Source organism: Shimia gijangensis (assembly GCF_900142085.1).
Taxonomy (GTDB): Bacteria; Pseudomonadota; Alphaproteobacteria; order Rhodobacterales; family Rhodobacteraceae; genus Shimia; species Shimia gijangensis.
This window is the reverse complement of sequence record NZ_FQZQ01000003.1, coordinates 119,984-144,156: the sequence shown is the minus strand read 5'-3', so window position 1 is coordinate 144,156 and position 24,173 is coordinate 119,984. Positions and strand designations below refer to the sequence as shown.

26 protein-coding genes are annotated in these 24,173 nt (G+C 55.1%); 10 read left to right on the top strand and 16 right to left on the bottom strand.

The genetic code is table 11. The features are described 5' to 3' along the window. The first annotated feature begins 81 nt into the window (after positions 1–81). From BUC32_RS20600 to BUC32_RS03710, 6 genes are all read left to right on the top strand, one after another. Positions 82–252 (top strand): hypothetical protein, encoded by a 171-nt coding sequence (locus tag BUC32_RS20600; protein ID WP_175556892.1) that lies wholly within the window; start codon positions 82–84, stop codon positions 250–252. A gap of 123 nt (positions 253–375) precedes the next feature. Then, on the top strand, positions 376–522 hold the full coding sequence (locus BUC32_RS20595) for a hypothetical protein (protein WP_175556891.1): 147 nt from the start codon (positions 376–378) through the stop codon (positions 520–522). Between the two features lie 25 nt (positions 523–547). Next, positions 548–1,096, top strand: coding sequence for a tetratricopeptide repeat protein (locus BUC32_RS03725; protein WP_073249576.1), 549 nt, complete (start codon positions 548–550; stop codon positions 1,094–1,096). Between the two features lie 54 nt (positions 1,097–1,150). Next, the gene (locus tag BUC32_RS03720) at positions 1,151–2,218 is read left to right on the top strand and encodes a FliG C-terminal domain-containing protein (protein WP_073249574.1); all 1,068 of its coding nucleotides are present in this window, start codon (positions 1,151–1,153) and stop codon (positions 2,216–2,218) included. A gap of 51 nt (positions 2,219–2,269) precedes the next feature. Next, positions 2,270–3,127: a DMT family transporter gene (locus BUC32_RS03715; protein ID WP_073249572.1), complete on the top strand. Its 858-nt coding sequence runs from the start codon at positions 2,270–2,272 to the stop codon at positions 3,125–3,127. A 6-nt stretch (positions 3,128–3,133) separates the two neighbouring features. Beyond that, a complete protein-coding gene (locus tag BUC32_RS03710; RefSeq protein WP_073249570.1) occupies positions 3,134–4,027 on the top strand; it encodes a lysophospholipid acyltransferase family protein in 894 nt (297 codons plus the stop codon). Positions 4,028–4,041: 14 nt separating this feature from the next. On the opposite strand, the gene BUC32_RS03705 is transcribed toward BUC32_RS03710, so the two are convergent. After that, on the bottom strand, positions 4,042–4,740 hold the full coding sequence (locus tag BUC32_RS03705) for a DUF1223 domain-containing protein (protein ID WP_073249568.1): 699 nt from the start codon (positions 4,738–4,740) through the stop codon (positions 4,042–4,044). 204 nt (positions 4,741–4,944) lie between these two features. Here BUC32_RS03705 and acnA point away from each other — a divergent pair, with 204 nt between their 5' ends. The 3 genes from acnA (at position 4,945) to BUC32_RS03690 (ending at position 10,205) form a co-directional block, all read left to right on the top strand. Next, the gene (gene acnA / locus BUC32_RS03700) at positions 4,945–7,632 is read left to right on the top strand and encodes an aconitate hydratase AcnA (protein ID WP_073249566.1); all 2,688 of its coding nucleotides are present in this window, start codon (positions 4,945–4,947) and stop codon (positions 7,630–7,632) included. Positions 7,633–7,741: 109 nt separating this feature from the next. Next, positions 7,742–9,244 carry a BCCT family transporter gene (locus BUC32_RS03695; RefSeq protein WP_073249564.1) on the top strand — a complete coding sequence of 501 codons (1,503 nt, stop codon included), beginning with the start codon at positions 7,742–7,744 and terminating at the stop codon, positions 9,242–9,244. Between the two features lie 172 nt (positions 9,245–9,416). Continuing rightward, positions 9,417–10,205, top strand: coding sequence for an arginine deiminase-related protein (locus tag BUC32_RS03690; RefSeq protein WP_073249562.1), 789 nt, complete (start codon positions 9,417–9,419; stop codon positions 10,203–10,205). A gap of 3 nt (positions 10,206–10,208) precedes the next feature. Here BUC32_RS03690 and BUC32_RS03685 read toward each other — a convergent pair whose 3' ends face one another. The 11 genes from BUC32_RS03685 to BUC32_RS03630 all read right to left on the bottom strand — a co-directional run bounded on the left by BUC32_RS03685 (position 10,209) and on the right by BUC32_RS03630 (position 17,951). Further along, entirely contained in the window at positions 10,209–10,766 is a 558-nt protein-coding gene (locus BUC32_RS03685; RefSeq protein WP_139280621.1) for a DsbE family thiol:disulfide interchange protein, read from the bottom strand. Next, positions 10,759–10,911 (bottom strand): heme exporter protein CcmD, encoded by a 153-nt coding sequence (gene ccmD / locus BUC32_RS03680; protein ID WP_175556890.1) that lies wholly within the window; start codon positions 10,909–10,911, stop codon positions 10,759–10,761. The genes BUC32_RS03685 and ccmD overlap by 8 nt, the downstream gene beginning before the upstream one ends. Further along, a complete protein-coding gene (locus BUC32_RS03675; RefSeq protein ID WP_073249558.1) occupies positions 10,908–11,639 on the bottom strand; it encodes a heme ABC transporter permease in 732 nt (243 codons plus the stop codon). Before BUC32_RS03675 ends, ccmD begins: the two co-directional genes overlap by 4 nt. Before the next feature lie 109 nt (positions 11,640–11,748). Continuing rightward, positions 11,749–12,405, bottom strand: coding sequence for a heme exporter protein CcmB (gene ccmB / locus BUC32_RS03670; protein ID WP_073249556.1), 657 nt, complete (start codon positions 12,403–12,405; stop codon positions 11,749–11,751). Then, positions 12,402–13,028 (bottom strand): heme ABC exporter ATP-binding protein CcmA, encoded by a 627-nt coding sequence (gene ccmA / locus BUC32_RS03665; RefSeq protein ID WP_073249553.1) that lies wholly within the window; start codon positions 13,026–13,028, stop codon positions 12,402–12,404. The genes ccmB and ccmA overlap by 4 nt, the downstream gene beginning before the upstream one ends. 245 nt (positions 13,029–13,273) lie before the next feature. Next, complete coding sequence (locus tag BUC32_RS03655) at positions 13,274–13,636, bottom strand: Mth938-like domain-containing protein (protein WP_073249549.1); 363 nt, start codon at positions 13,634–13,636, stop codon at positions 13,274–13,276. A gap of 11 nt (positions 13,637–13,647) precedes the next feature. Next, positions 13,648–14,400 carry a sulfite exporter TauE/SafE family protein gene (locus BUC32_RS03650; protein ID WP_073249547.1) on the bottom strand — a complete coding sequence of 251 codons (753 nt, stop codon included), beginning with the start codon at positions 14,398–14,400 and terminating at the stop codon, positions 13,648–13,650. Beyond that, positions 14,393–15,361, bottom strand: coding sequence for a protein translocase subunit SecF (gene secF / locus BUC32_RS03645; protein WP_073249545.1), 969 nt, complete (start codon positions 15,359–15,361; stop codon positions 14,393–14,395). Before secF ends, BUC32_RS03650 begins: the two co-directional genes overlap by 8 nt. A gap of 3 nt (positions 15,362–15,364) precedes the next feature. Beyond that, positions 15,365–17,026, bottom strand: coding sequence for a protein translocase subunit SecD (secD, locus tag BUC32_RS03640; RefSeq protein WP_073249543.1), 1,662 nt, complete (start codon positions 17,024–17,026; stop codon positions 15,365–15,367). Between the two features lie 21 nt (positions 17,027–17,047). Beyond that, positions 17,048–17,332, bottom strand: a complete 285-nt coding sequence (gene yajC / locus BUC32_RS03635; protein WP_073249849.1) for a preprotein translocase subunit YajC — start codon at positions 17,330–17,332, stop codon at positions 17,048–17,050. A gap of 121 nt (positions 17,333–17,453) precedes the next feature. Further along, positions 17,454–17,951 (bottom strand): hypothetical protein, encoded by a 498-nt coding sequence (locus BUC32_RS03630; RefSeq protein ID WP_073249847.1) that lies wholly within the window; start codon positions 17,949–17,951, stop codon positions 17,454–17,456. Between the two features lie 116 nt (positions 17,952–18,067). Between BUC32_RS03630 and serS the strand changes: the two genes are divergently transcribed. Then, entirely contained in the window at positions 18,068–19,360 is a 1,293-nt protein-coding gene (serS, locus tag BUC32_RS03625) for a serine--tRNA ligase (RefSeq protein WP_073249541.1), read from the top strand. Between the two features lie 162 nt (positions 19,361–19,522). On the opposite strand, the gene BUC32_RS03620 is transcribed toward serS, so the two are convergent. The 4 genes from BUC32_RS03620 to BUC32_RS03605 form a co-directional block, all read right to left on the bottom strand. Next, positions 19,523–20,509: a fatty acid desaturase gene (locus BUC32_RS03620; RefSeq protein WP_073249539.1), complete on the bottom strand. Its 987-nt coding sequence runs from the start codon at positions 20,507–20,509 to the stop codon at positions 19,523–19,525. Positions 20,510–20,621: 112 nt separating this feature from the next. Then, the gene (gene der, locus BUC32_RS03615; protein WP_073249537.1) at positions 20,622–22,082 is read right to left on the bottom strand and encodes a ribosome biogenesis GTPase Der; all 1,461 of its coding nucleotides are present in this window, start codon (positions 22,080–22,082) and stop codon (positions 20,622–20,624) included. 48 nt (positions 22,083–22,130) lie between these two features. Continuing rightward, entirely contained in the window at positions 22,131–23,441 is a 1,311-nt protein-coding gene (locus tag BUC32_RS03610) for a PQQ-like beta-propeller repeat protein (RefSeq protein ID WP_073249845.1), read from the bottom strand. 25 nt (positions 23,442–23,466) lie between these two features. After that, complete coding sequence (locus tag BUC32_RS03605; RefSeq protein ID WP_073249535.1) at positions 23,467–24,153, bottom strand: hypothetical protein; 687 nt, start codon at positions 24,151–24,153, stop codon at positions 23,467–23,469. Positions 24,154–24,173 lie beyond the last annotated feature (20 nt).

The window sequence follows — 24,173 nt, the reverse complement described above, 5'->3', positions numbered from 1 at the left end:
TGATCGATCAAATTTGACAACTCCATAACAAACGCCACTTCAAACAGCAGAATGTTCGTCTTAATGTTACTGGAGAAACTCATGATCCGCACAATTCTGATCGCTATTGCTTTAACAAGCGCCCCACTTGCTGTCCTTGCAAGTGGCGCCAACACGAAGACCGGAATAGGAGAAAAGAACGGACGTCTCTGCGCGCCTGGGTTCTATTTTGATGCCTCCCAAAACGATTGTATTGCCGCAAACTGGATTTAATCGCCCGTACTCAACACGCGCAAATGTGAATTCAGTTTTTGTGATACAATGCTAAACTCATCAGGAAAGCATTGTTTGCCAAAGAAGCGGCTTTGCTTCAGCCTGCAGCAAAAGGAGGCCCCGATGACGCACCAGTTAATGTCTGTTAGCCTGCTGATCTTTATTTTTTCACTGGCCGCCCCAATGGCAGATGCAGCTCAAAAGAAATGCCCTCCCGGTTCTTACTGGAGCGCAAGCGATGGTAAATGTATTTATGGAAACGGTCGTTAATTCAAAGCTTTGTATGGAGTAGCTCATGTATTTCAAACCGATCCTATTGGCAATTTCAATCGCCTTGACGCCGCAAGCCAGTTTGGCTGCAGGCGGAGGCGGCGACACGACAGGCGTACCAGAGCCGACCGAAACCACCAAGAAATGCAAGAAGAGCAAAGTTTGGAGCGAAAAGAAGAAACGATGTGTGAAACCCGGCAATGCCAGCCTGAGCGAGGACACATTGTATGAAGCGGTGCGGGAGTATGCCTATGCCGGACAGTACGACAACGCCCAAACCATCCTGCGTGTGATGCAGGACCAATCAGACGATCGCGTGTTAACCTATTGGGGATTTACCCACCGAAAACTTGGCAATGCAGATTTAGCAATGACGTTCTACGAACGCGCAATTTCGCTTAATCCTGACAACCTTTTGTCCCGCTCTTATATGGGGCAAGCCCATGTAGAAGCCGGTGACACCTATCTGGCCTGGGTGCAGCTGCAGGAAATCCGGACACGTGGTGGCATGGGATCGTGGCCCGAGCAATCTTTAGCCAAGGCTATTCAAAGCGGTAAAACCTACAACTACTAAAGAGTTTGTTCACTCCTGCCTGCTTATCTGAGCCCAAAGTGAAGGAGCTATGAGATGAGCAGCCAGATTGCGGTGGGACAACTTGCCCCGCCTCCTGCCCGGCCACAGGTACGGCTGGGTCGACGTCAAAAAGCAACGATCATCGTGCGCTTCCTTTTGAATGAGGGGGCGGATTTGGCTTTGTCCGATCTGCCAGAAGACCTACAGGTAGACCTCACCCAGATGATGGGCGAAATGCGTCATGTGGATCGTGACACTCTTGCCCATGAGTTGCTTGAATTTGCGGGTGAGTTGGAAACGATTGGTTTGTCGTTTCCGCGTGGCATTACCGGAGCCCTAAGCGCCTTGGAGGGCCGGATCAGCCCGTATACCGCCGCGCGTTTGCGTAAAGAAGCCGGTGTTCGCCAAACTGGCGATCCCTGGAAACGTCTCCAGAACCTGGCTGTTGAGGATTTGATCGGCATTATCGATTCAGAAAGCACCGAAGTCGCCGCCGTGATGCTCTCCAAACTGGACGTTGCCAAAGCAGCCGAACTTTTGGGGAACTTGCCTGGTGAAAAGGCGCGGCGCATCACGTATGCGGTCTCTCTCACTGGCGCCGTGACCCCCGAAGCCGTCGACCGGATTGGCGTGTCTCTGGCGGCTCAGCTGGACGATATCCCGCCGCGCGCCTTTAGCGAAGAGCCAGTGGCGCGGGTCGGTGCTATCTTGAATTACTCTCCTACGTCCACTCGCGACGATGTGCTGAGCGGTCTTGAAGAAACCGACGCGGGGTTTGCAAGCGCCGTGCGCAAAGCCATTTTTACCTATGCCGACATTCCGCAGCGTGTCGCACCGCGCGACGTCCCACGTGTTGTGAGAGAAGTGGATCAAACCGCCCTTGTCACCGCACTTACGTTCAGCAACGAAGGCTATGAAGGCCTTGCAACAGAATTCCTTCTCGAAAACATGTCTACCCGACTTGCCGATCAGCTCCGGGAAGAGGTCGAAGACCGAGGCACCGTGGTCATGCGCGACGGAGAAGCGGCGCAAACCGCAGTGGTGGCGGTTGTGCGCCTGCTTGTCGATGGTGGGGAAATCCAACTAATTGAACCTCAGGATGATGACGACATCTCAGGTTAGCCCCAAGCCAATGTGGTTTACAGTCTGCCTCTTGGGCCCTAGGGGAAGGACATGGACCGTTTAAGCCCCAATGCACGCGCTATTGCTTTAATGATCGCAGCTATTTTGTGTTTTACGTTGATGGATGCCTCCGCCAAGGGGCTTACCCCAAAGATTGGCATCATCCCGACTTTGTGGGTGCGCTATGCCGGGCAAACGCTGGTGGTTCTAATCCTTGTGGCCAAACGCATGCCATCTGTTTTGCACACCAAATACCCGTTCATTCAACTCGCTCGTTCGGTGTTTTTGATGGGTGCCACATGGTGTTTCTTTATCGGAATATCCAATGTCGGACTGTCCGCAGCGACAGCCATTATGAACGTGAATCCGGCCCTGATCACTTTGGGGACTGCGTTGTTTTTAAACGAAAAACTGGGGCCACGACGGATTGTCGGGATTGCCGTAGCTCTCGTCGGCGCGCTTATCATCATCCGACCCGCGGGGGCTCTGTTTTCACTCTATGCTGTTTTCCCTTTGATCGCGGCACTGTTTTATACCGGGTACAATCTGACCACGCGCTTTGTTGGCAAAGACGAAGACGTTTGGACATCCATGCTCTATACGGCGTTGTTCGGCACCATCGTGTTGTCCGTGCTTGTTGTGCCCTCTTGGCAGACACCGGACCTTACATCTATTGGCCTGATGGTGGTGTTGGTCGGATTCGGCACCGCCTCACAGCTTTTGTTGATTCAGGCCCTAAGCCAGGGCGAGTCCAGTATGCTGGCGCCGTTTTCCTATGTTGGCCTGTTGTTCGCAACCTTTTGGGGCTTTGTGTTCTTCGCCGAAGTCCCCGATATCTGGACCATCATCGGCGCGCTTGTGATTGCGGGCGCAGGCACCTATGTGTGGCATCGTGAAACCTTCCGCTGAGGCTTTATGAGCAGAATCCGTTCCAAATCGCGGCAAAAAGCCTTGGACTACTTGGTCAACCTTGTTCTGAAGGGGGCGATCCGGTTCGCGCTTGCCCTGCCTTATGAAAAACGTGTGCGCGGCATGGGATGGCTCATGGCGCAGGTTCTGGGTCCGGTCGGAGGCTTTCGCAAACGTGTGCGCGACAACCTTGCCCATGTTATGCCGGATCTACCCGCCAATGAGGTCGATCGTTTAACCCGCGCAGTTCCGAACAACGCGGGACGCACCCTGATTGAAATCTATTCCGGCGAAGAATTTGTACAGCGCGCCATCAATGCCCCGATCGAAGGTCCCGGACTAGCACGTCTTGAAAAGGCCCGCGCCGAGGGGCGACCTGTGATTCTGGTAACCGGTCATATGGGAAATTATGATGCTGTTCGCGCCAATCTGATCCACCGCGGTTACAACATGGGTGCGCTCTATCGGCGGATGTCCAACCCCTATTTCAACGACCACTATGTCAAATCGATCTCAAAAATTGGCACGCCGATGTTCGAACAGGGGCGCAAAGGCATGATCGAAATGGTGCGCCATATCAAATCCGGCGGCATCCTTGGTATTCTCACGGATCTTTACGTCAGCGAAGGCGAAACGCTCGATTTCTTTGGACAAAAAGCGCGCACATCTTTGATAACAGCCGAGCTGGCGCTAAAATTCAATGCAGCACTGATCCCGGTTTATGGCCTGCGCGAACCAGATGGCCTGAGTTTTCGCATCGTTGCTCAGGACGAAATCCCGCATTCAGATGCCAAAACAATGACTCAGGCTGTGAACGATGGTCTGGAAGATTTGGTGCGGGAAAATCTTGAACAATGGTTCTGGATACATCGCCGCTGGAAGTATGCCAGCGATTCCTGACTGCATTCAGGGTATTATTTTAGCTTAGCAGCCGCCAGAATCGGTCCAAAACTGCGCTTTTGGACAATCACCACCGCCGGAAGGTCACCGCGTCCCGGGGCTTTGACCTGCAAAGGTGATTTGCCGTCCCATTGGGCGATCTCATCCCAATCTTCCACGATATTTGCGTATATCAGGCTGCGCCCAGCGTTTTCGCCATGTTTGATTTCAACCGTTTCAGCAGGCCGATACCGCACCAAATGAACGACCATAGCGCCGGGCGATTGCGAAGTCTCAGCCCGGATCACAAATCGATTTCCGGAACGTTCGATCGAAACATCCACAACCGATTTCTTCTTTTTGTGCGCAGCGATCAAGTCTTTGACTTCATATGGATGATTGCCAACCACATGGTCTTTGCCACCGATGATCATCTGTGGCGTATAGACTGAGCGATGACCTGCGGCGCGGGCATAATTCCGCTGCCGCTTGGTGTACGCAGGGCTCGCCAGATTGTCTTTCCAGCCAAGATAATCCCAGTAGTCAACATGCAGTGATAATGCGATGACGTCGTCGCGCTTTGACAGGTTTTCGTGAAAAAACTTGTCTGCAGGCGGGCAAGAAGAGCAGCCCTGCGACGTAAACAGTTCCACCACAACGGCCTTTTCCGAGGCCGCCGTGAATGAAGCCAAAAACATCCAGAACAGGGCGACGAAGCCAGACAATCGGATCATTGCAAATATAGTCCTTCAGCACGTTTCAATTATCTCTAAGCACTTCTTACTGAAATAACCAATCAAGCATTTGCGAGGCATTGGTGATTTCGATAACGTTGTGCGAGCTGAGTGCAAAACTGGCTCTTGGTTGATTGCCATCTATGTTTACGTGAAAGACTGCACCAGCAAGACCCCTGGTTTTTGATTTGAGGGAAGTTACAAATGCCCATTATCGTCGGACAAGATACAGCCAAGACGCGCAAAACCATCTGCGTGAATGACAAATCCATCTCCTTTTACTCGATTCCAGCTGCTCAACAGGCAGGTTTGGGTGATTTTTCCAAACTGCCAGCGTCCCTAAAGGTTGTTCTGGAAAACATGCTGCGGTTCGAAGACGGCGGTTTTTCTGTTTCGGTTGATGACATCCGGGCTTTTGCCGAATGGGGCGCCAACGGTGGTAAGAATCCCCGCGAAATTGCTTATCGCCCTGCCCGCGTTCTGATGCAGGATTTCACTGGCGTTCCTGCCGTGGTTGATCTGGCCGCTATGCGAGACGGCATCAAGGCGCTGGGGGGCGATGCCCAAAAGATCAACCCGCTAAACCCCGTCGATCTTGTGATCGACCACTCTGTGATGATTGACGAGTTTGGCAATCCTCGGGCGTTTCAGATGAACGTGGACCGCGAATACGAGCGTAATATGGAACGCTATCAGTTCCTGAAATGGGGCCAAGGCGCGTTCAACAATTTCCGCGTTGTGCCCCCTGGCACCGGGATTTGCCATCAGGTGAACCTTGAATATCTGGCGCAGGCCGTTTGGACAGACACCGATCAGGACGGTAATGAGGTCGCCTATCCAGACACATTGGTCGGCACTGACAGCCACACGACCATGGTCAACGGTATGGCGGTGCTTGGCTGGGGTGTGGGGGGCATTGAAGCCGAGGCGGCCATGCTGGGTCAGCCGATTTCCATGCTAATCCCCGAAGTGGTTGGCTTTGAATTGACCGGAGAAATGGTCGAAGGCACCACCGGCACCGATCTAGTGTTGAAAGTCGTGGAAATGCTGCGCGAAAAGGGTGTTGTCGGGAAATTCGTGGAGTTCTTTGGCAAAGGCCTCGACACATTACCATTGGCCGACCGAGCCACCATCGCAAATATGGCGCCCGAATATGGCGCGACCTGCGGCTTCTTCCCGATCGACGGAGAAACCTTGCGCTACATGCGCACTACAGGCCGCGACGAAGACCGCATTGCCTTGGTCGAAGCCTATGCCAAAGAAAACGGGTTCTGGCGCGATGAGACCTACAGCCCAATTTACACCGACACCATGTCACTAGATATGGGCACTATTGTGCCTGCGATTTCGGGCCCCAAGCGCCCTCAAGATTTTGTCGCCCTAACCGATGGCCAAACCGCGTTCCGCCGTGAAATGGAAGAGACCTTTAAGCGCCCGATGGACAAGGAAGTTCCCGTCGCTGGCGAGGATTACACGTTGTCGTCAGGCGACGTGGTGATCGCGTCGATCACATCCTGCACCAACACGTCCAACCCTTATGTGATGATCGGCGCCGGGCTGGTGGCGCGCAAGGCCGCTGCTTTGGGTCTCAACCGCAAGCCATGGGTCAAAACATCCCTCGCACCGGGTTCGCAAGTTGTTTCCGCCTATCTTGAGGCTGCGGGATTGCAAGAAGACCTTGATAAGATTGGATTTAACCTTGTGGGCTACGGCTGCACCACCTGTATCGGCAACTCTGGGCCCATCCAAAAAGAACTGTCCGAAGCCATCGCCACGGGCGATCTGGTCGCGACATCGGTCCTATCGGGCAATCGCAACTTTGAGGGCCGCATTTCGCCCGATGTGCGTGCCAACTACCTGGCCTCTCCGCCGTTGGTGGTGGCCTATGCGCTGGCAGGCACAATGGATATCAACCTTGCAACCGACCCGATTGCTAAGGACAAGGACGGCAATGACGTTTTCCTGAAAGACATCTGGCCCACGACGCAAGAAGTGGCTGAACTGGTTGAACAAACCGTCACCCGCGAGGCGTTTCAAACCAAATATGCCGACGTCTTTAAAGGCGACGAGAAATGGCAGGCGGTTGAGACCACAGACAGCGAAACCTATGACTGGCCTGCGACCTCGACTTACATCCAGAACCCGCCCTATTTCCAAAGCATGGGGTCTGAACCCGGCACGATTTCTAACATTGAAGGCGCAAAGGTTCTGCTGGTTCTGGGCGACATGGTCACCACCGACCATATCTCGCCGGCGGGGTCATTTACTCAATCGACCCCGGCTGGCACATACCTGATCGACCGTCAGGTGCCTGTGCGCGAATTCAACTCCTATGGATCGCGACGGGGCAATCACGAGATCATGATGCGCGGCACATTTGCCAATATACGGATCAAGAACGAAATGCTGGACGGCGTCGAAGGTGGCTACACCAAGGGCCCTGATGGTGCGCAGACTTCGATCTTTGAGGCCTCGATGGCGTATCAGGACGCAGGCACGCCGCTGGTCGTCTTTGGCGGCGAGCAATACGGGGCTGGATCATCGCGTGACTGGGCCGCCAAGGGCACTGCCTTGTTGGGTGTCAAAGCCGTGATCGCCGAAAGCTTTGAGCGTATTCACCGCTCGAACCTTGTGGGCATGGGGGTAATCCCGTTTGAATTCACCGGGGGCGACAGCCGTAAATCTTTGGGCCTCACTGGCGATGAAACGGTTTCAATCTCCGGGCTAGATACGATCGAGCCGTTGCAAGAGGTGCCTTGCACAATCACCATGGGCGACGGGTCCGTCAAAGAGATCAAACTCAAGTGCCGTATCGATACCGCTCCCGAGATTGAGTACGTCGAAAACGGCGGTGTGCTGCATTATGTGCTGCGCAATCTGGCCAAGTCGTAAGCCCGATCCGGTAAATCTTGAAAAGCCTCACCAATGTGTGGGGCTTTTCTTGCATTGCGCTACGTAAGGAAACACTTGGGATCAAGTTGATCCCGTGGGAGAGTGCCCTATGCCGAAACTCAATGCCTTACTGATTTGTTCCCTCGCCGTGATCGCCATCGTCGGCGTCTGGGGCGTTGTGGATATTGATGGACTGGTGAACTGGGCCAGTGGAATTGTCCAACAGATGTTTCACAGCCGGGGATGGTTCGTGATGCTTGCCACCACGAGCATGCTATTTGCCTGTCTGTTTCTGGCCTTTTCCCGGTATGGCAACATTCGCCTTGGCCGCGATGATGAGCGCCCCAAATTTTCTACGCCAACATGGATCGCCATGCTATTCTCGGCGGGCATGGGTGTTGGCCTGTTATTCTGGGCTGTGGCCGAGCCGCTCACGCACTTTAGCTTTATCTCTGGCAAGGCCCCGGACCACGTCGCTGCCAAACAGGCCATGCTGGCGACCAATTTTCATTGGGGTCTGCATGCATGGGCAATCTACGGTACCACAGCTCTCACTATCGCCTTTTTCAGCTTCCGGCGCGGCACGGGCATGCTGGTCAGCGCCCCTTTAGTCTCACTGTTCCCCGGGGAACGTTGGGCGATTTTCGTGGGCTGGTTGGCAGATTTTTTCGCCATCATCGCCATCGCCATTGGTGTCGGCGGATCAATGGCCATGGGCGTGTTTCAGGTAGCCGACGGAGTCGCGATCCTGTTTCGTTTCACCGACACAGGTGCTTTTCTGATCGGCGCAGTTTTTGTGGCCATGGTGGTGGCCTACGTCCCTGCTCTGATGATCGACCTTGGTGCCGGAATGGCCCGTCTGTCCAATATCGCAATGCTGATCGCCATTGCCTTGGTACTGTACACCATCGTTCTGGGACCAACAGAATACTTGCTAAACACGGTTCTTTCGACCTTTGGAGATTATCTCACGAATGTCGTGTCACGTGGGTTTCAAACCTACGGGTTCTTTGATGACGAAGTGACCAAATGGTTCAATGACTGGACCCTGACCTACATGGTCTGGTGGATTGCTTGGGGGCCTTTTGTTGGTGTGTTTGTGGCCCGCATTTCGCGCGGCCGCACCATCAGGGAGTTCGTGATCGGAGTGTTGTTCGCCCCGACCCTGTTTTCTCTTTTATGGTTTGGGGCCTTTGGCGGCATTGGCCTTTATGAGGCGCTTCACGGGGCCGGAGAGCTCTTGCAGATGACTGAGAACAATGTGGAACGTGTCACCTTTGGTTTGCTCGACCGCCTGCCGTTGTCCGGTCTGACCACTGTCTTTACAATCCTGGCCGCGTTCCTTTTCATCGTCACCAGCGTGGTCAGTGCCGCCTTTGTTCTGGGGACCTTCTCGACAGCAGGCGACGCCAATCCACCGCCGCGCATTCGTCTGATCTGGGGCGCCTTGCTGGGACTGCTCAGCGTGGCCATGATCCTGTCGGGATCGGTTGAAAAGGTGAAGATCCTAATCTCTCTCGGCGCTATGCCTTTCGTGTTCATCTCGGTTTTACTGCTCGTCTGCCTGATCCGTGGTCTTCGCCAAGAAGGAGTGCCAAATGTTGATCGGTGATCCCATAGACACAGTGATGAACCTGACAATTTTTGCCTTTATCGGGGCGATGATCTGGATATTGGTGCGCAAATAGACTTAACCCTAAACAGGGGGAAATTCTCTTTGCCCGCCCCCTTGCCCCTCAACCACGAATGCGTCAGCGTGCGCCGACGATTTGAAAGGAAAATCCATGGCCCAACACAGCTTTACCTTTTCTCACGCGCTGTGCCGCACGCCCTCGGCCTCAGTAACCGATGGCTTGCGTGCCGAGGATCAGGGCGATCCGGATGCAAGCGTTTTTTTGAAAGAACACGAGGCATATGTGACCGCACTTCGTGCCACGGGTGCCACGGTGGAGGTTCTGCCTGCGGATGAGGCCTTTCCCGATAGTGTGTTCATCGAAGACGCAGCTCTTTGCCTCAAAGGCCAGGCAATTGTTCTGCGTCCGGGTGCTGAATCACGCCTTGGTGAATCCGCTGCCCTGCGTCCAGATCTGGAGCGGGTGATGAACGGTGTGATCGACCTAGAAACCACGGGCTTCGTCGACGGTGGAGATATCTTGTGCTCGGATGATGAGGTCATGATTGGGCTTTCTGCACGCACAAACCGTCAAGGCGCCGAAGACCTGCGCCCGATTGTTGAAAGCCTTGGCTACACGCTGCGCATTCTTGAAACCCCGGCGGATATCCTGCACTTCAAAACTGAAAGCAGCCTTTTGGATGAGCGGACAATCCTTGCCACACCCAAACTCGCCGCTTCGGGATGTTTTCAGGATTACCGCGTGATCCACACAGCCGAAGGCGAAGAAGCCGCCGCAAATGCGATCCGGTTCAACGACACGGTTTTCCTATCCTCCGGGCATCCCCGCACGGCTGAAATTTTGCGCAAAGTGGGCTATAACGTGCAGGAAATGCCAACAACCCAAGCCGCCCTTGTCGATGGCGGCCTGTCCTGCATGTCCTTGCGGTTTTCGCTGTAATCTTTAGCTACCGGATTGGCGCGCCAGCGCCTTTTCGATGGCAGGCCCTAGTGTGGTTTCGATCACTCTTTCGGTGATCGGGCCTGCGTGACGCATCAACACCTTGCCATTCTCATCAATCAGGAAGGTTTCCGGCGCGCCGTAAACTCCCCAGTCAATCTTGGTCTTATCACTGATGTCTTCACCCAAAGTGGTGAACGGATTGCCCTCTTCCTGTAGATAGGCTTCGGCTTTGGCTTTGGTGTCGTCGAAATTAACACCATGCAGCGTAACCGGCAGCAGGTCTTCGATCACCAATAACGTGGGATGCTCGGCGCGACAGGCGACGCACCACGTGCCCCAGAAATTCACCAATTTCAGGCCGGACTCGCGCAAAACCTCGTCTTTGAGCAAGGGCGTATCAGCCAATGGTACCAATGCCGCCACGCTGGGCGCGTCTTTGTTGATCAGCATTGATGGCAGATCGTTGGGGTTTTCGCGCTGCATGCCCACAAAAAACAATGCGGCCAAACCGGCAAATAAGACTGGCGGTGCCAGCATTAATGGAGAGATTTTAGCCATTGCGGCGACCCTCAATCTTTTGCAGTTCAGCGCGGGCTTTACGCGAGGCGCGAATACTAAGGGCGACCATAATCACCAAAAGAACGATCGAGACGGCATAGGCCGACAGGACCGTGTCGCCGTATTTTCCCAGATCAGGCATCATCCCAGTCTCTCCCGAGCGAGCAACGCCTTGGTGCGGCGTTTGTGAATTTCAGTGCGGGTGCGCAAAAACACCAATGCGATAAATAGCAGAACAAAGCCCGCGATGCACACATACAAGGGTGTCGAAAACACGTCCGCAACGTTTTCTTTTTTGTCCAGAGACAGGGACGCGCCCTGATGCAGACCCTGATTCCAGAAGTTCACCGCATAGCGGCTGAGAACTGCAAACACCGAGCCAACGATGCACAGGACCGCTGTCAGGTCGGCGGCTGTGTCCGGATTATCAATCGCTTCCCAAAGAGCTATGTAGCCCAAATAAAACAGAAAAAGGATCAGGAACGACGTCAGGCGCGGATCCCATGCCCACCAGGTGCCCCACATCGGCTGCCCCCAGATCGCGCCGGTCACCAATGCAATCAGGGTCATGATGATGCCCACAGGCGCCGCAGCTTTGGCCGCAAGCGCTGAGACATGGTGGCGGCGGATCAACCAGACCAGCGATGTCACAAGCATCATGAACCACACGTTGATGGCCATCAAAGCGGCGGGCACGTGCAGGTAAATGATCTTGACGGTTGAGCCCTGACGATAATCATCCGGCGTAAAGAAAAAGCCCCAGACCAGCCCCGCGATCAACGTAACTGTTGCCAGGATTGACACCCATGGCAGGACAATTTCAGAAGTCCGGATAAACTTTACCGGATTGGCATATTCCCAGATAGAACCCATGTCTTTTCCCTATCCGCCTGTTCAGGCAATTGCACTTCACATGCCAGTGAGCGTGGCGCGTTTCCTTGATTTGGGTTAAACCCGCGTCACTTTCTTTTCCCGCAATCCTTTAGCGTAGATTGACCCGCAACACCAAGGCGCTGGCAAAGGGCAAAAGGGCTATTGTGCCTGCCGTGATCCCGGCCAGCATCAACAACGGCGTTGTCGTGGCCAACCCTTCGGCCCCGCGACGCGCAACTTCAGCCCCGAATATCAACGTCGGTACATAAAGCGGCAGGACCAGCAGAGACATCAAAAGGCCACCACGTTTCAACCCAACAGTCAAAGCCGCGCCAAAGGTGCCGATCACCGAAAGCGCCGGCGTTCCAAGCACCAAAGACGCCACAAGCCATTGATAACCCTCAGCTGGCAGGCTCAGAAGCAAACCAAACAAAGGCGACGCCAGACACAGCGGCAACCCCGTGGTCAGCCAGTGCGCGGTGGCTTTGACAGTCACTACGCCCTCCATTGGCAAAGGCGATGTCGCCAACAAATCCAGCGAGCCATCTTCCCAGTCGAGCGCAAAGATACGGTCCAGCGACAACAGGCAGGCCAGCAACGCCCCAAGCCATAAAATACCCGGTGCGATCTTGGCCAAAAGCGTACTTTCCGGGCCGACACCAAATGGCACAAGTACCGTTACAATAAGGAAAAAAGACAAACCGAGGCCAAAGCCCCCGCCTGCCCGCATGGCCAGTTTCATATCGCGGATAAGTAAAGCAATCATAAGAAGCTCTCATCCAATCCATCGAACCCGCCAGTGCCCGAACGTGGCTTGGCCCGAAATGGGCCGACGTCCAATACTTCGGCGTCCAAACCAAGATCGATGTGGGTGGCAATCAAGGCCGAGCCTCCTTCAGAGAGATGCGCACGCACGGCGTCGGCAAACATCGCAACTGACGCGACATCCAATGACACCGTGGGCTCGTCCAAAATCCACACAGGACGTCCAGTGACCAACAGACGCGCCAATCCAAGACGGCGCTTTTGACCCGCGGAAAGAGCTCCGGCAGGCCGATCCACTAAGCTATTGAGATCAAAACCATCCAACGCGTTCTGAATGCCTTTGGTGCCAAAGATATCCGCCCAGAAATGCAGGTTTTCAGACACGCTGAGCGTGCCTTTCAACCCATCACTATGCGCGGCATAGGCGATGGTTTCGGGACCACAGATCACGTCCCCTTCGACCGGGGGCTGCAGGCCTGCGACCGTCCGCAGCAACGTGGTTTTCCCAACGCCATTGGGTCCACGCAGGATCAGCGCCTTGCCCGGCGCGAGGGTAAAGTTCAAACCTTCCAGCACAGGGATACCGCCGCGCGATATGGTCAGGTTTTTTACGGTCAATGTCATAAGCACTGCCTTAGCGTATCCTTGGTTTCGGCAAAAGCGAAATTGCCGTTTCCACCGACTAACGCCGCCCTGCCCCACCCTGCCTTGAGGTGTGTCAAGGAATTCAGCAATTCGTAACCTTTGAAGTCTGCGGGAACGAATTGATCGTTTTGTACAAAACTTTTGGGCCAGATACCCATTTTGTACAAAATCAAAATCGTAACAAGCCGTTAACAAATGCGCGCACGGCGGGCTGAAACCCCGCCCTACGTCTGCGTCAGAGGGTGCAGGACAGCGGCCACACGGCGACCTTCGGACACCAACACATTGTAGGTACGACAGGCCGAAGGTGACGCCATAAACTCGACCCCAATTCCGGCCTCTTCGAGAGGGCCTCGGAAAGTTGCGGGAACGGCTGTCATGGTTTCCCCGGTGCCGAGCAGAATGAAATCAATTTCCGACCTCAGATCGAGGATCGACTGCAGGTCCTCGTATCCCCCCCAGCTACGTGCGCCCTTGGCATGGATGATGGCGCCCCCTTCGATGATTTTGCCGTCGATGCGGAAAAATCCGGGGCCGTAGCTTTCGATGGGGGTGGCTTCAGAATAGATGATTTCTGTGAGGTTCATTTTCTGGCTCCTCAGCCCCAAAATGGCAGGCTTGAAATAGCTGCGCACGCGATCAATAGATAGGCCACTGCACGGTAGGTTTTTTCATAGTCCGGATGAAAGACAGCCGCACCTATCATATTGCCCACCATATTCGGAATCGTCAGTAGAATTCCGAGCAGCACCGGAACAACGCTTAACATACTCTGAATGGCCAGAAAGCCGATCAACAAAGTGTCGTAGCCCAACAAATACAGTGTTGTGTTTGCACGTATCACCGCAGGCTGGTGTGGACTTGCCATGTAGAACAAGATCACAGGCGGTCCGGGGATGCCTGCGGTTCCCCCCAGGAACCCGGACGCGGCACCAATACCAAAGAGCATTGGAGGTCGCACTTCGCCGCGATAGCGCAGGCCGGCCAATAGTATGGCCAAAACCATCAAAGACAGGATAGAGACGCTATATCGGAAAACATTTGGGTCTACTGCGACCAACAATGCCAATCCGATCGGCAAGCCGATGATCGTGCCCACAAACAACCGCAGCAAATCCCGCTGATGGCGATCTTTCCAAACCTTAGCCAGCATCGGTGCAGGTCCGGCAATATCCATCAAACCCATGGTCATCACCGCCCAGACGGGAGACACAAACTGTGCGGCAATCGGGATGTAGATCAGCCCGTTTCCAAAACCGGAAAACCCCCGGACCATACCCGCCAAAAATGCAGCAACAATGAGCCAAGACAGCCCCTCCAGGGACCAGATCTCGGCTAAGAGGTCAGGCATCAATGTTGGCGAACTGGTTACCACCGGTGTTCGACGGCTTGGACCAGTCGCGTTTGACGCCCAACTTCAACAACACGGCCGAGGCCACAAAGATCGACGAATATGTCCCGACTATCACGCCCCAGATCATGGCAAACACAAAGCCACGGATCACGTCACCGCCCAGAACGAACAGCGAAATCAGAGCCAGAAGCGTGGTGACCGAGGTCATCACAGTGCGGCTGAGAGTTTCGTTGATCGACAGGTTCAGCACCGCCTTGAGGTCCAGTTTCTTGAACTTGCGCAGGTTTTCCCGCACCCGGTCAAACACAACCACGGTGTCGTTCAGCGAATAGCCCACAATGGTCAGCAAGGCGGCGATAATCGCCAGATCGAACCGGATTTGCAGTTCGGAAAAGACCCCGATGGTCAGCACAACATCGTGCACAAGCGCCGCCACGGCGCCCAATGCAAACTGCCATTCAAAGCGCAACCAGATATAGACAAGAACTGCAGCAATCGCGAGAAGAACAGCGATTACAGCGGTTTGGATCAGCTCACCCGACACTTTGGGGCCGACAGATTCAACCGACACAAACGAAATATCCGGGGCCACAGCCTTGAGCGCTGTTTCCACATTGCGCACGACGTCAGCGGTCACGGATTGCTGGCCTTCCTGCGCCTGAATACGGATCATAGTGACGTATTGGTTGTCTTCGAAATTGACGTCGAACACTTCGGTGATTGTGACATCACCCAACTCAAGCGGGATGAGCGCTTTGCGGTAGTCAGAGACCACGACCTCTTGGGCGCTTTCGGTGCGGATGGTGGTCCCACCTCGGAAATCGATGCCAAAGTTCAGTCCCTGAATGGAGAAGCTGACCAGTGCCAGCACCATCAGAAGTCCTGAAATCCCCAGCCACAGCAAGGGGCGGCTGAAGAAATCCCATTTGGTGTCTTTTGGAACAAGTCTCAGACGCATGGCCTATACCTCGATTGTCTTGGGACGGCGGCGTTCATACCAAATCACGATGATCAGACGCGTCACGTAGATCGCGGTGAAGACCGAGGTCAGAATGCCCAGACCCAGCGTGATGGCAAAGCCGCGTACAGGGCCGGAGCCCACAGCGAACAGGATCACAGCGGTGATGAATGTGGTGATATTGGCGTCCAGAATGGCGCTGAGTGCTTTTTCATAGCCCAACTCAATCGCGCGGGCTGGGCCTTTGGCGGTTTTCAGCTCTTCGCGGATACGTTCGAACACCAGCACGTTGGCATCCACCGCCATACCAATGGTCAACACGATACCCGCAATACCCGGCAGGGTGAGCGTGGCGCCGATGGTGCTGAGCAGGCCAAAGATCAGGCCAACGTTCAGGATCAGCGCGATATTGGCAAAGAGACCAAAGGTGCCATAGCTGAGGAACATAAACACCAGCACGCCCATAAAGGCGACGATGCAGGCAATTTTACCCGCATCGATGCTGTCCTGGCCCAGTTCCGGGCCGATGGTGCGTTCTTCAAGGAAGGTCAGACCTGCAGGCAATGCCCCTGCCCGCAGAAGAACTGCGAGGTTGGTGCTTTCTTCCACGCTGAAACGGCCCGTGATAATGCCGGATCCGCCCGGAATATGCGCCTGAATAACCGGTGCGCTGACCACTTCACCATCGAGAACGATCGCAAAGGGGGAACCGATGTTTTCAGCCGTGTAGTTGCCAAACTTGCGCGCGCCCGTCGGGTTAAACCGGAACGACACAGCCGGCGTGTTGTTCTGGTCAAACGCGGGCTGCGCGTCGACCAGTTCTTCGCCGGTGACAACCGGAGCACTTTCAACGGTGTAATACAGCCCCTCTTCGTCGAGCGAGGGCAGGATTTCATTGCCTGCACCGGGGTTGGCATCTTTGTTGGTGCCGCGACCAATGACGGGATGAAACGTCAATTGCGCGGTGGTGCCGATGATGTCTTTCAACTCGGCCGCCGAGCCAATGCCCGGCACCTGAATGAGGATACGATCCGCACCTTGACGTTGAATGGTGGGCTCGCGGGTGCCAACTTCGTCGATCCGGCGGCGGATGATTTCAAGGGCTTGTTGAACGGTGCGTTCGTCCGTGGCCAGCTTTTCAGCCTCAGAGAGGTTCACAACAATCGTCGCACCCTCAACAGATACGTTGATGTCAGATTGCCCGGCACCTGTCAGCGACACGACGGGACGTGCCAGCCCACGCACCAGTGAAGCTGCGCGATCAATCTGTTCCGGTTTGGAAATCTTGACCCGCAATTCATCGCGTTCGGAGGGTTGCAGACGAATGGTGCCGATGGTGGCACGCTCTTCGCGCAGCATATCGCGGATTTCCGGCCACATCGATGTGATGCGTGCCTCATAGACATCCGCGACCTGCACTTCGGCCAGCAAATGCGCACCACCCCGCAAATCAAGCCCAAGGTTCACCAGCGACGACGGCGCCCAGGACGGCCACATCGCCGCCTGTTCCTCCAACCCGTTGCCAGTATAGCCCAGCTCAATCTCGGCCACGGCGTCATTGCTCGCCTCGACCCTTTCGTAAAAAGCGTTCGGCATTGCCATCAGCAAGCCAAATGCACAAACGGCCCATATCAGGACCCGTTTCCAAAGGTCGATTTGCAGCATAATTGCAGCCCTGTCGTTAGATTAGCTGTTAGCAGCCGGTTCGGTTTTGGCCAGAACCTGCGCGATGGTCGATTTCACAACACGCACTTTGACGCCTTCGGCGATCTCAACTTCGACTTCGTTGTCGTCTTTGACTTTGGCAACTTTGCCGATCAGCCCGCCTTGGGTCACGATCCGGTCGCCACGACCAACCGCAGCCACCATGGCCTGATGTTCTTTCATCTTCTTTTGCTGTGGACGGATCAGCAGAAAATACATGATCCCGAAGATCAGGATCAGCGGCATAAACTGTACAATAGATTCCATGTCGGTCTTTCCTTTTTCAGGCAAGGGAGTGGCCCTTGCAAAGTCGCAGGGAACCTATGGTCCATTGGCGACAGTTGCAAGCCGCGAAACCGCCATATTCACCGCACTCAGAGGCAAACCCTCAGATAAACGGATCATGGGCCCATTGCAGCAGCGCCTGACGCTGCTTGGGGCGGCAAAAAATGTCTCCGGGATAGCAATTGGCGCGGATTTGTCCGGCATGACGCGAAAAGGCCCGCCAGCGTTTGATCTGGGTTGCATCTATTTCGGGCAAGCGGCGGCCTGAATAGTATCGGCAATACCATTGAAACCATCCGCGCGGATCGGGCCCGTAAATCCACCCCTTGTCCTGCCAGACGGACAGAGGTTGGCGGCTTTTGAGGCCAAAGTAGTTCACGGAAGGGTCAGGTTTTGCGGACAGCTTTGCCGCCTCAAACCAGTCGGTCGGAAACTCATCCCGGCAGTCGTTCATATAGCCCCCCTCAAAGACGCCATGTTCCAGCATCTGTCTGGGGCTGAGGGCGGGTTGGAAACCGGGCGCAAAGCCCTGCCCCATGGGGCATTCCCGCGTGTAGCGATACCCGGTCTGCATTCGGTCGTTCACATCAACCCAAACCATGCAGGAATCCCCTAAAACCACATCTTCTGGAACACATGTAAGGCGGCGCTTACGATCTGGCAAAAAATACGCCATAAGCGGCCCACCAAGTGATTCACCAACCAAGGACCAGACCCATGCATGACATCCGTGCCATTCGCGAAAATCCGGCGGCTTTTGATGCTGCCCTTGCCCGCCGTGGAACCGAGGCCATGTCATCGTCTGTTCTGGCGCTGGACGCTGAGCGACGCGCCAAGATCCAGGCCGCCGAAGAAGCTCAGTCTGACCAAAAGAAAGCCGCCAAAGAAGTCGGTGCTGCCAAGGTCAGCGGAAATGAGGCCGAGTTTGAACGCCTTCGCGCCCTTGTGGGCGAGAAAAAGGCCGAAACAGCGGCCATGCAAACCGAAGCCAAAGCGTTGGACCAGCAACTCACCGATCTGTTGATGGGCATTCCCAACCTGCCGTTTGAAGACACGCCTGAGGGCGCGGATGAGGACGACAATGTGGAAACACATCGTTGGGGCACGCCCGTTGAATTGGACTTTCAGGCGGTTGAGCATTTCGAGATTGCCGGTGTGAAACCGGGTATGGATTTTGAACTGGCAGCCAAGCTGTCTGGCTCGCGGTTTGTGGTGCTGACCGGGTCTGTTGCGCGCATTCACCGTGCGCTGGCGCAGTTCATGATCAACACCCATGTGGACGAAAACGGCCTGACCGAGACCTGGACACCTGTGCTGGTCAAACCTGAAATGATGTATGGCACAGGACAGTTGCCAAAATTCGGCGAAGATTCATATGAGACCACCAACGGCTGGTGGATGGTGCCGACCGCCGAAGTCACGCTGACCAATACGGTCAACGGACTGACAGTGGAAGAAGACAGCCTGCCCCGCCGTATGGTGGCTCATACGCAGTGTTTCCGCTCAGAAGCGGGCAGTGCCGGACGCGATACATCGGGCATGCTGCGCCAGCACCAGTTTGAAAAAGTTGAGATGGTGTCAATCACCAAACCAGAAGCCTCTCGGGCTGAATTGGATCGCATGACAGACTGTGCGCAAGGAATTCTGGAGCGTCTTGGCCTGCCTTATCGCACGGTTGCCTTGTGCACCGGTGACATGGGATTCGGCGCGCAGCGCACCCATGATATCGAAGTGTGGCTGCCCGGACAGAACACCTATCGCGAGATTTCGTCGGTGTCGGTCTGTGGGGACTTTCAGGCCCGCCGCATGAACGCACGCTTTAAACCCGCCGAAGGTGGTAAGCCAGAATTCGTGCACACGCTGAACGGCTCGGGCCTTGCTGTGGGGCGGTGTTTGATCGCGGTTCTGGAAAATGGCCAAAAGGCGGATGGCTCGGTCGTCTTGCCCGACGTTCTCGCGCCCTACCTGGGCGGAAAGACAACCCTGACGGCAGAGGGCGTATTGGTCTGATCCCGATCAAGGGTTAAAAATTGAAAAAGGCCGCGCTGTTGAGCGCGGTTTTTTGTTTTTGAGTATTTTTATAGTGAAGACGGATGTTCCGGGCCGCATCTTTTGGCTGTCAAATATCCCGGGGGTGAACCGGGCTAATGGCCCGGGAGGGGGCAGCGCCCCCTATTCTGCCGGGGTGGCCTTGGCGCCGCTGGTTGCGGATTTGGGGAACGGCACAAGGCGTTCGTGATCTTCATCCCAGAGTTTCAACGTGAAAGAGCGCAAAGCCTCAGGCCATTTGATGGTGGGCAGATCATATTCATCGCGGATCATCTGGTGGCATTTGCGCAGGCGATAATGAGGGATGCGCGCATTATAGTGGTGGATGTCGTGATAGGCGATATTGGCTGAACCCAAATCCATCCACCAGCCGAGATCCAGAGCAGACGAGCCCTGAAGCGCCGCCGTACGTGGGTTGAGGTCGGGTTTGCGGTCCCAATAGGTGTCTTCAAAGTTATGCTGAAGATAGACCATGAACACGCCGATCATGCCGCCAATCAGCGAGCTGAGGAACCATATCCACAGACCAGTGCCGCCAAACAGCCCATAGAGCGCGGCCATGTAGGCCAGGATCATCAGATTATGTCGCAGCACGCTTGCTACCATTTCACCAGCGCTTTTGGGCCAGCGATAGCGAATGAAATAGGTGAACAGGCTGCCCAGAGGGATCAAGACAAAGGGATTGCGATAGAGGCGATACTGCAGGCGTTGCCAGAAGCCGGCCGCGTTCCATTCACGTAAGGTCATGGTGTGAATCTCACCGGTTTCACGCTTTTCCAGATTACCAAGGTGCGAATGGTGCAGGTTGTGATTGTGGCGCATTGCGGCATAAGGCGCGAAAGTCACCACTGACAGGGCCTCGCCCGCCCAGTCATTGTGTTTGCGTTGTTTGAACAGCGACGCATGGCCGCAATCATGTTGCACCACGTATAGGCGCACCGCCGAGAACGCATTCAGGATCATCATGGGAATCAGAATGACCCAAGTTTCAACAAACACGATCGCCAGATAAAGCGAGGCGAAATAAACCACAAATGTGCCAAATAGACTGACCGCGCCGATGCGGTCATCTTTTTGAACATGCTGCTGTAAACGCTCACGAATTTCCATGTCAGGCCACCCCTAGCCGTAAAGATACACTTGTCTTGTGCCGTCAGTGCACAGACGTCCCACAATTATAGCGCGTTTTTTTTGGCAAGCAAAACCAATGCAAATCAAAAGGTCAGTCCGCAGACGGCCCTTTAAGGTGCTTACGCAATCGAGACGTCCCCGGCTTCTTGCGCCCTTTATACGGGTTCTTGTCGTTTTGGCCCCGCATAAACAGACGGATCGGCGTGCCCGGCATATCAAAATCCACCCGCAATCCATTGACCAGATAGCGCGAATAGCTTTCGGGGATTTTGTCGGGATGTGAGCACATCACCACAAATCCCGGCGGGCGGGTTTTCGCCTGTGTCATATAGCGCAGTTTGATGCGTTTACCTTGCGGTGCGGGGGGCGGATGCTGTTCCAGCATGCCCGTCAACCAGCGGTTCAGATTGGCTGTGGTCACACGACGGTTCCAGACGTCATAGGCGCGCATAATGGCATCGTGCAATCGATCCAGTCCACGTCCGGTTTTGGCCGACACGGTGATCAGTGGCGCGCCTCGCAATTGCGGCAAAAGACGTTCAAAAGACTCCTTCAAGTCTCTCAGTTTTTGTTGTTTTTCGTCTTCGATGTCCCATTTATTCACCGCGACAACCACGGCGCGGCCTTCGCGTTCCGCGAGGTCAGCAATGCGCAAATCCTGTTGCTCAAACGGGATCGCCGCATCCAGCAATACCACGACAACTTCGGCAAATTTCACAGCACGCAGGCCATCAGAGACGGACAGTTTTTCAAGCTTGCCCTGAACTTTTGCTTTTTTGCGCATGCCAGCGGTGTCAAATATTCGCGTCGGTGTTCCGTGCCAGTCAATCTGAAGGCTGATGGCATCGCGGGTGATTCCGGCTTCCGGACCTGTCAGCAATCTGTCTTCGCCAAGGATTTTGTTAATCAGCGTTGATTTGCCTGCATTCGGGCGGCCAACAACAGCAATTTGCAAAGGTCTGGACGAGGTTGGCTTGCGAACCTCACTTTCATCCCAGTCATCTTCATCAAGGTCAACGTCCGTGTCCGGCGAGATGTCTGACGCGCGTTTTGCAAATTCATCGGCCAACGGCATCAGGTGGGTATAAAGGTCGTTCAACCCTTCACCGTGCTCTGCCGAAAGGCGCACCGGCTCACCCAACCCCAGAGAGTAAGCTTCGATCACACCGGCGTCAGCCGCTGATCCTTCGCCTTTGTTGGCGGCAAGAATCACATGCGCCGAGCGTTTGCGCAGAATTTCAGCGAACATCATATCTATCGGCGTCACGCCCTGACGCGCGTCGATCATGAACAGGCAGACATCGGCCATGTCCACGGCGCGTTCGGTCAGGCGGCGCATCCGTCCTTCAAGGCTGTCGTCAGTGGCATCCTCAAGGCCGGCCGTGTCAATCGCAGTAAAGCGCAGGTCAGCCAGACGAGCTTCGCCTTCACGTAAATCACGCGTGACCCCGGGCTGATCATCAACCAGCGCAAGCTTTTTGCCGACAAGGCGATTGAACAGGGTGGATTTGCCCACATTCGGGCGCCCCACAATGGCGAGTGTAAAACTCATCTGATGTCTCCGACACGTGTGAAGACGCTCCGATATACCAATTCGGCGTCAACGGAAAGCGTGCAATTCACCCTTGCCGCCAACCACATACAGCGTCCCGCTTGCCACAACCGGATTTGAGGCCGCACCGCCAGGGATTTCAACCGAACTCAACAGAGCACCGGAAGCAGGGTCAAAGCTGCGCAAAAGACCATCTGACGACGCAACAATCAAACGACCACCCGCCAGAATAGGACCAAAATGCGAATAGACAGAGGCTTGTTTCTTGGGTTTGTCTTTTACAAACAACGGCAGGTCGACACTCCAGACATGTGCGCCATCGCTGGCGTTCAAACGGACAAGTTTGTTGCGGTCACTGACCAGAAAGACCGAATTGCCAACCGGCCAAACCGGGCTTAGCGCGCCCTCTTCTGCCGTCCACTTACGTTCGCCGGTTTCAAGGTCAAGCGCCACAAGACGTCCTGAGTGGTTTGCGGCATAAACAGTTGAGCCCGAAATCACCGGGTCCCCCGAGATGTCGCCAATCTTGCTGACCGCACGGCCAAGGCGTTCACCCGCAACGCCCGCGTCCCAAAGGCGCAAGCCCCCGCGGCGGAACGTGGCCTGCAACTCGCCCGAGCCAAACGGGAACACAACCAAACGGTCGTTCACGGCTGGTGCAGAGGGGCTTTGAACGTTGGTCACCGAAGGCACCGAGTTCAGCTGCCAGGCAACTTTGCCGGTTTCAGTGTCAATGGCCCAGCCACGTTCATCGCCGGACACCAAATAAACCAGATTGCCGTAAACAGTGGGTGTCCCGCTGCCAATGGCTTCGAGACGTTGCTCCCAGATCATCTTACCGGTTTTGGGATCGACCGCTTCCAGACGGCCAAAGCCCGTGGTCACAAAGAGTTTGCCGTTGTTGTAGGCAAGTCCGCCCCCAGCCGCGTCAGTGGATTTGTCTCTGGGCGGCGTGAGGTTGCGCGTCCAGATTTGCAAACCAGCGGTTGTGAAGCCGCTGAGGTTGCCTTCGCTGTCCATGGTAAACACACGGCCATCAGCGACAACCGGATCAGCGGTAATGCGCTGCTTGCGACTGCTGCCTTTGCCGATTGAGGCGCTCCACATCAGTGTCGCAGGCGCCGAAAACGCAGCGTTTGATGTCCGGTACATCTGGGATCCGGGACGATGGGTCCAGGAGGCATTTTTCGACTGGCCCGGCAGGCTTATCGATTTGGTTTGATTTTGGAGGTCGTTGGCGGTGGTCACTTCGCCGCCACGCAATTCTTCACGTTTTCCCGGTAGGATGACTTGCTTTTCAGCGCACCCAATAAGAATGGATGCCCCAATCAGAGCCAGTACCAAATTTCGCGTTCTCACTGCCCGATCCCCCACGATTTCGTTCTTATTCGGAGCCTGCCTGCCCAGCTTGAATAGCCGGAAGCTCGCCACCCAATGCTACAATCAACTGAGTTGCGCGTCGAAGCAAGCCCGGTGTGACCCCGGAATCAACGATTATCACGCTTAGGCGGGCAATTGCTTCGTCTGTCTTGCTTTCTTCGATATCTGCCAGCGCCAATTGTTCCTGAGCCAGCAATGCCAGAGGTGCGCCAGGAGCGGCCATAGCTTCGAGCGTGCTGCGGCGATCGGCCATCGCCATCTCGGACCCGCGCGCTGCCACAGATTTGAACAGGGCAATCTGACGATAAATCTCTGGGATATCCTGATCGGATGCGTTGGCGACCCGGTCAAGCGTTACCGCGGCATCCGCATGTTGACCTTCTACAACCTGATGCGACGCCAAAAGGAAATCAATCACAAGTGTGGCTTCTTTGGCCTCTGGATCAAGTGCAGCAAGGGATGCGATACGGGCCGCGTTTTCATTTTGCTCAACAGCTGAGTAAATCGCATCGCCTGTGGCTTGGGCGCGCGCGCGCTGTTGGGCCTTGCTGTATTCATTATAGGCAGCACCACCCACAATCAGAACAACCACCGAGACGGCAACCCAGGCATATTTGCGAATATATCCGAAAAGACGGTCGCGGCGGACCTCTTCGGTGACTTCTTCGATGAAACTGTCGCTGTCGCTCACGCCGCTACTCCCTTATTTTG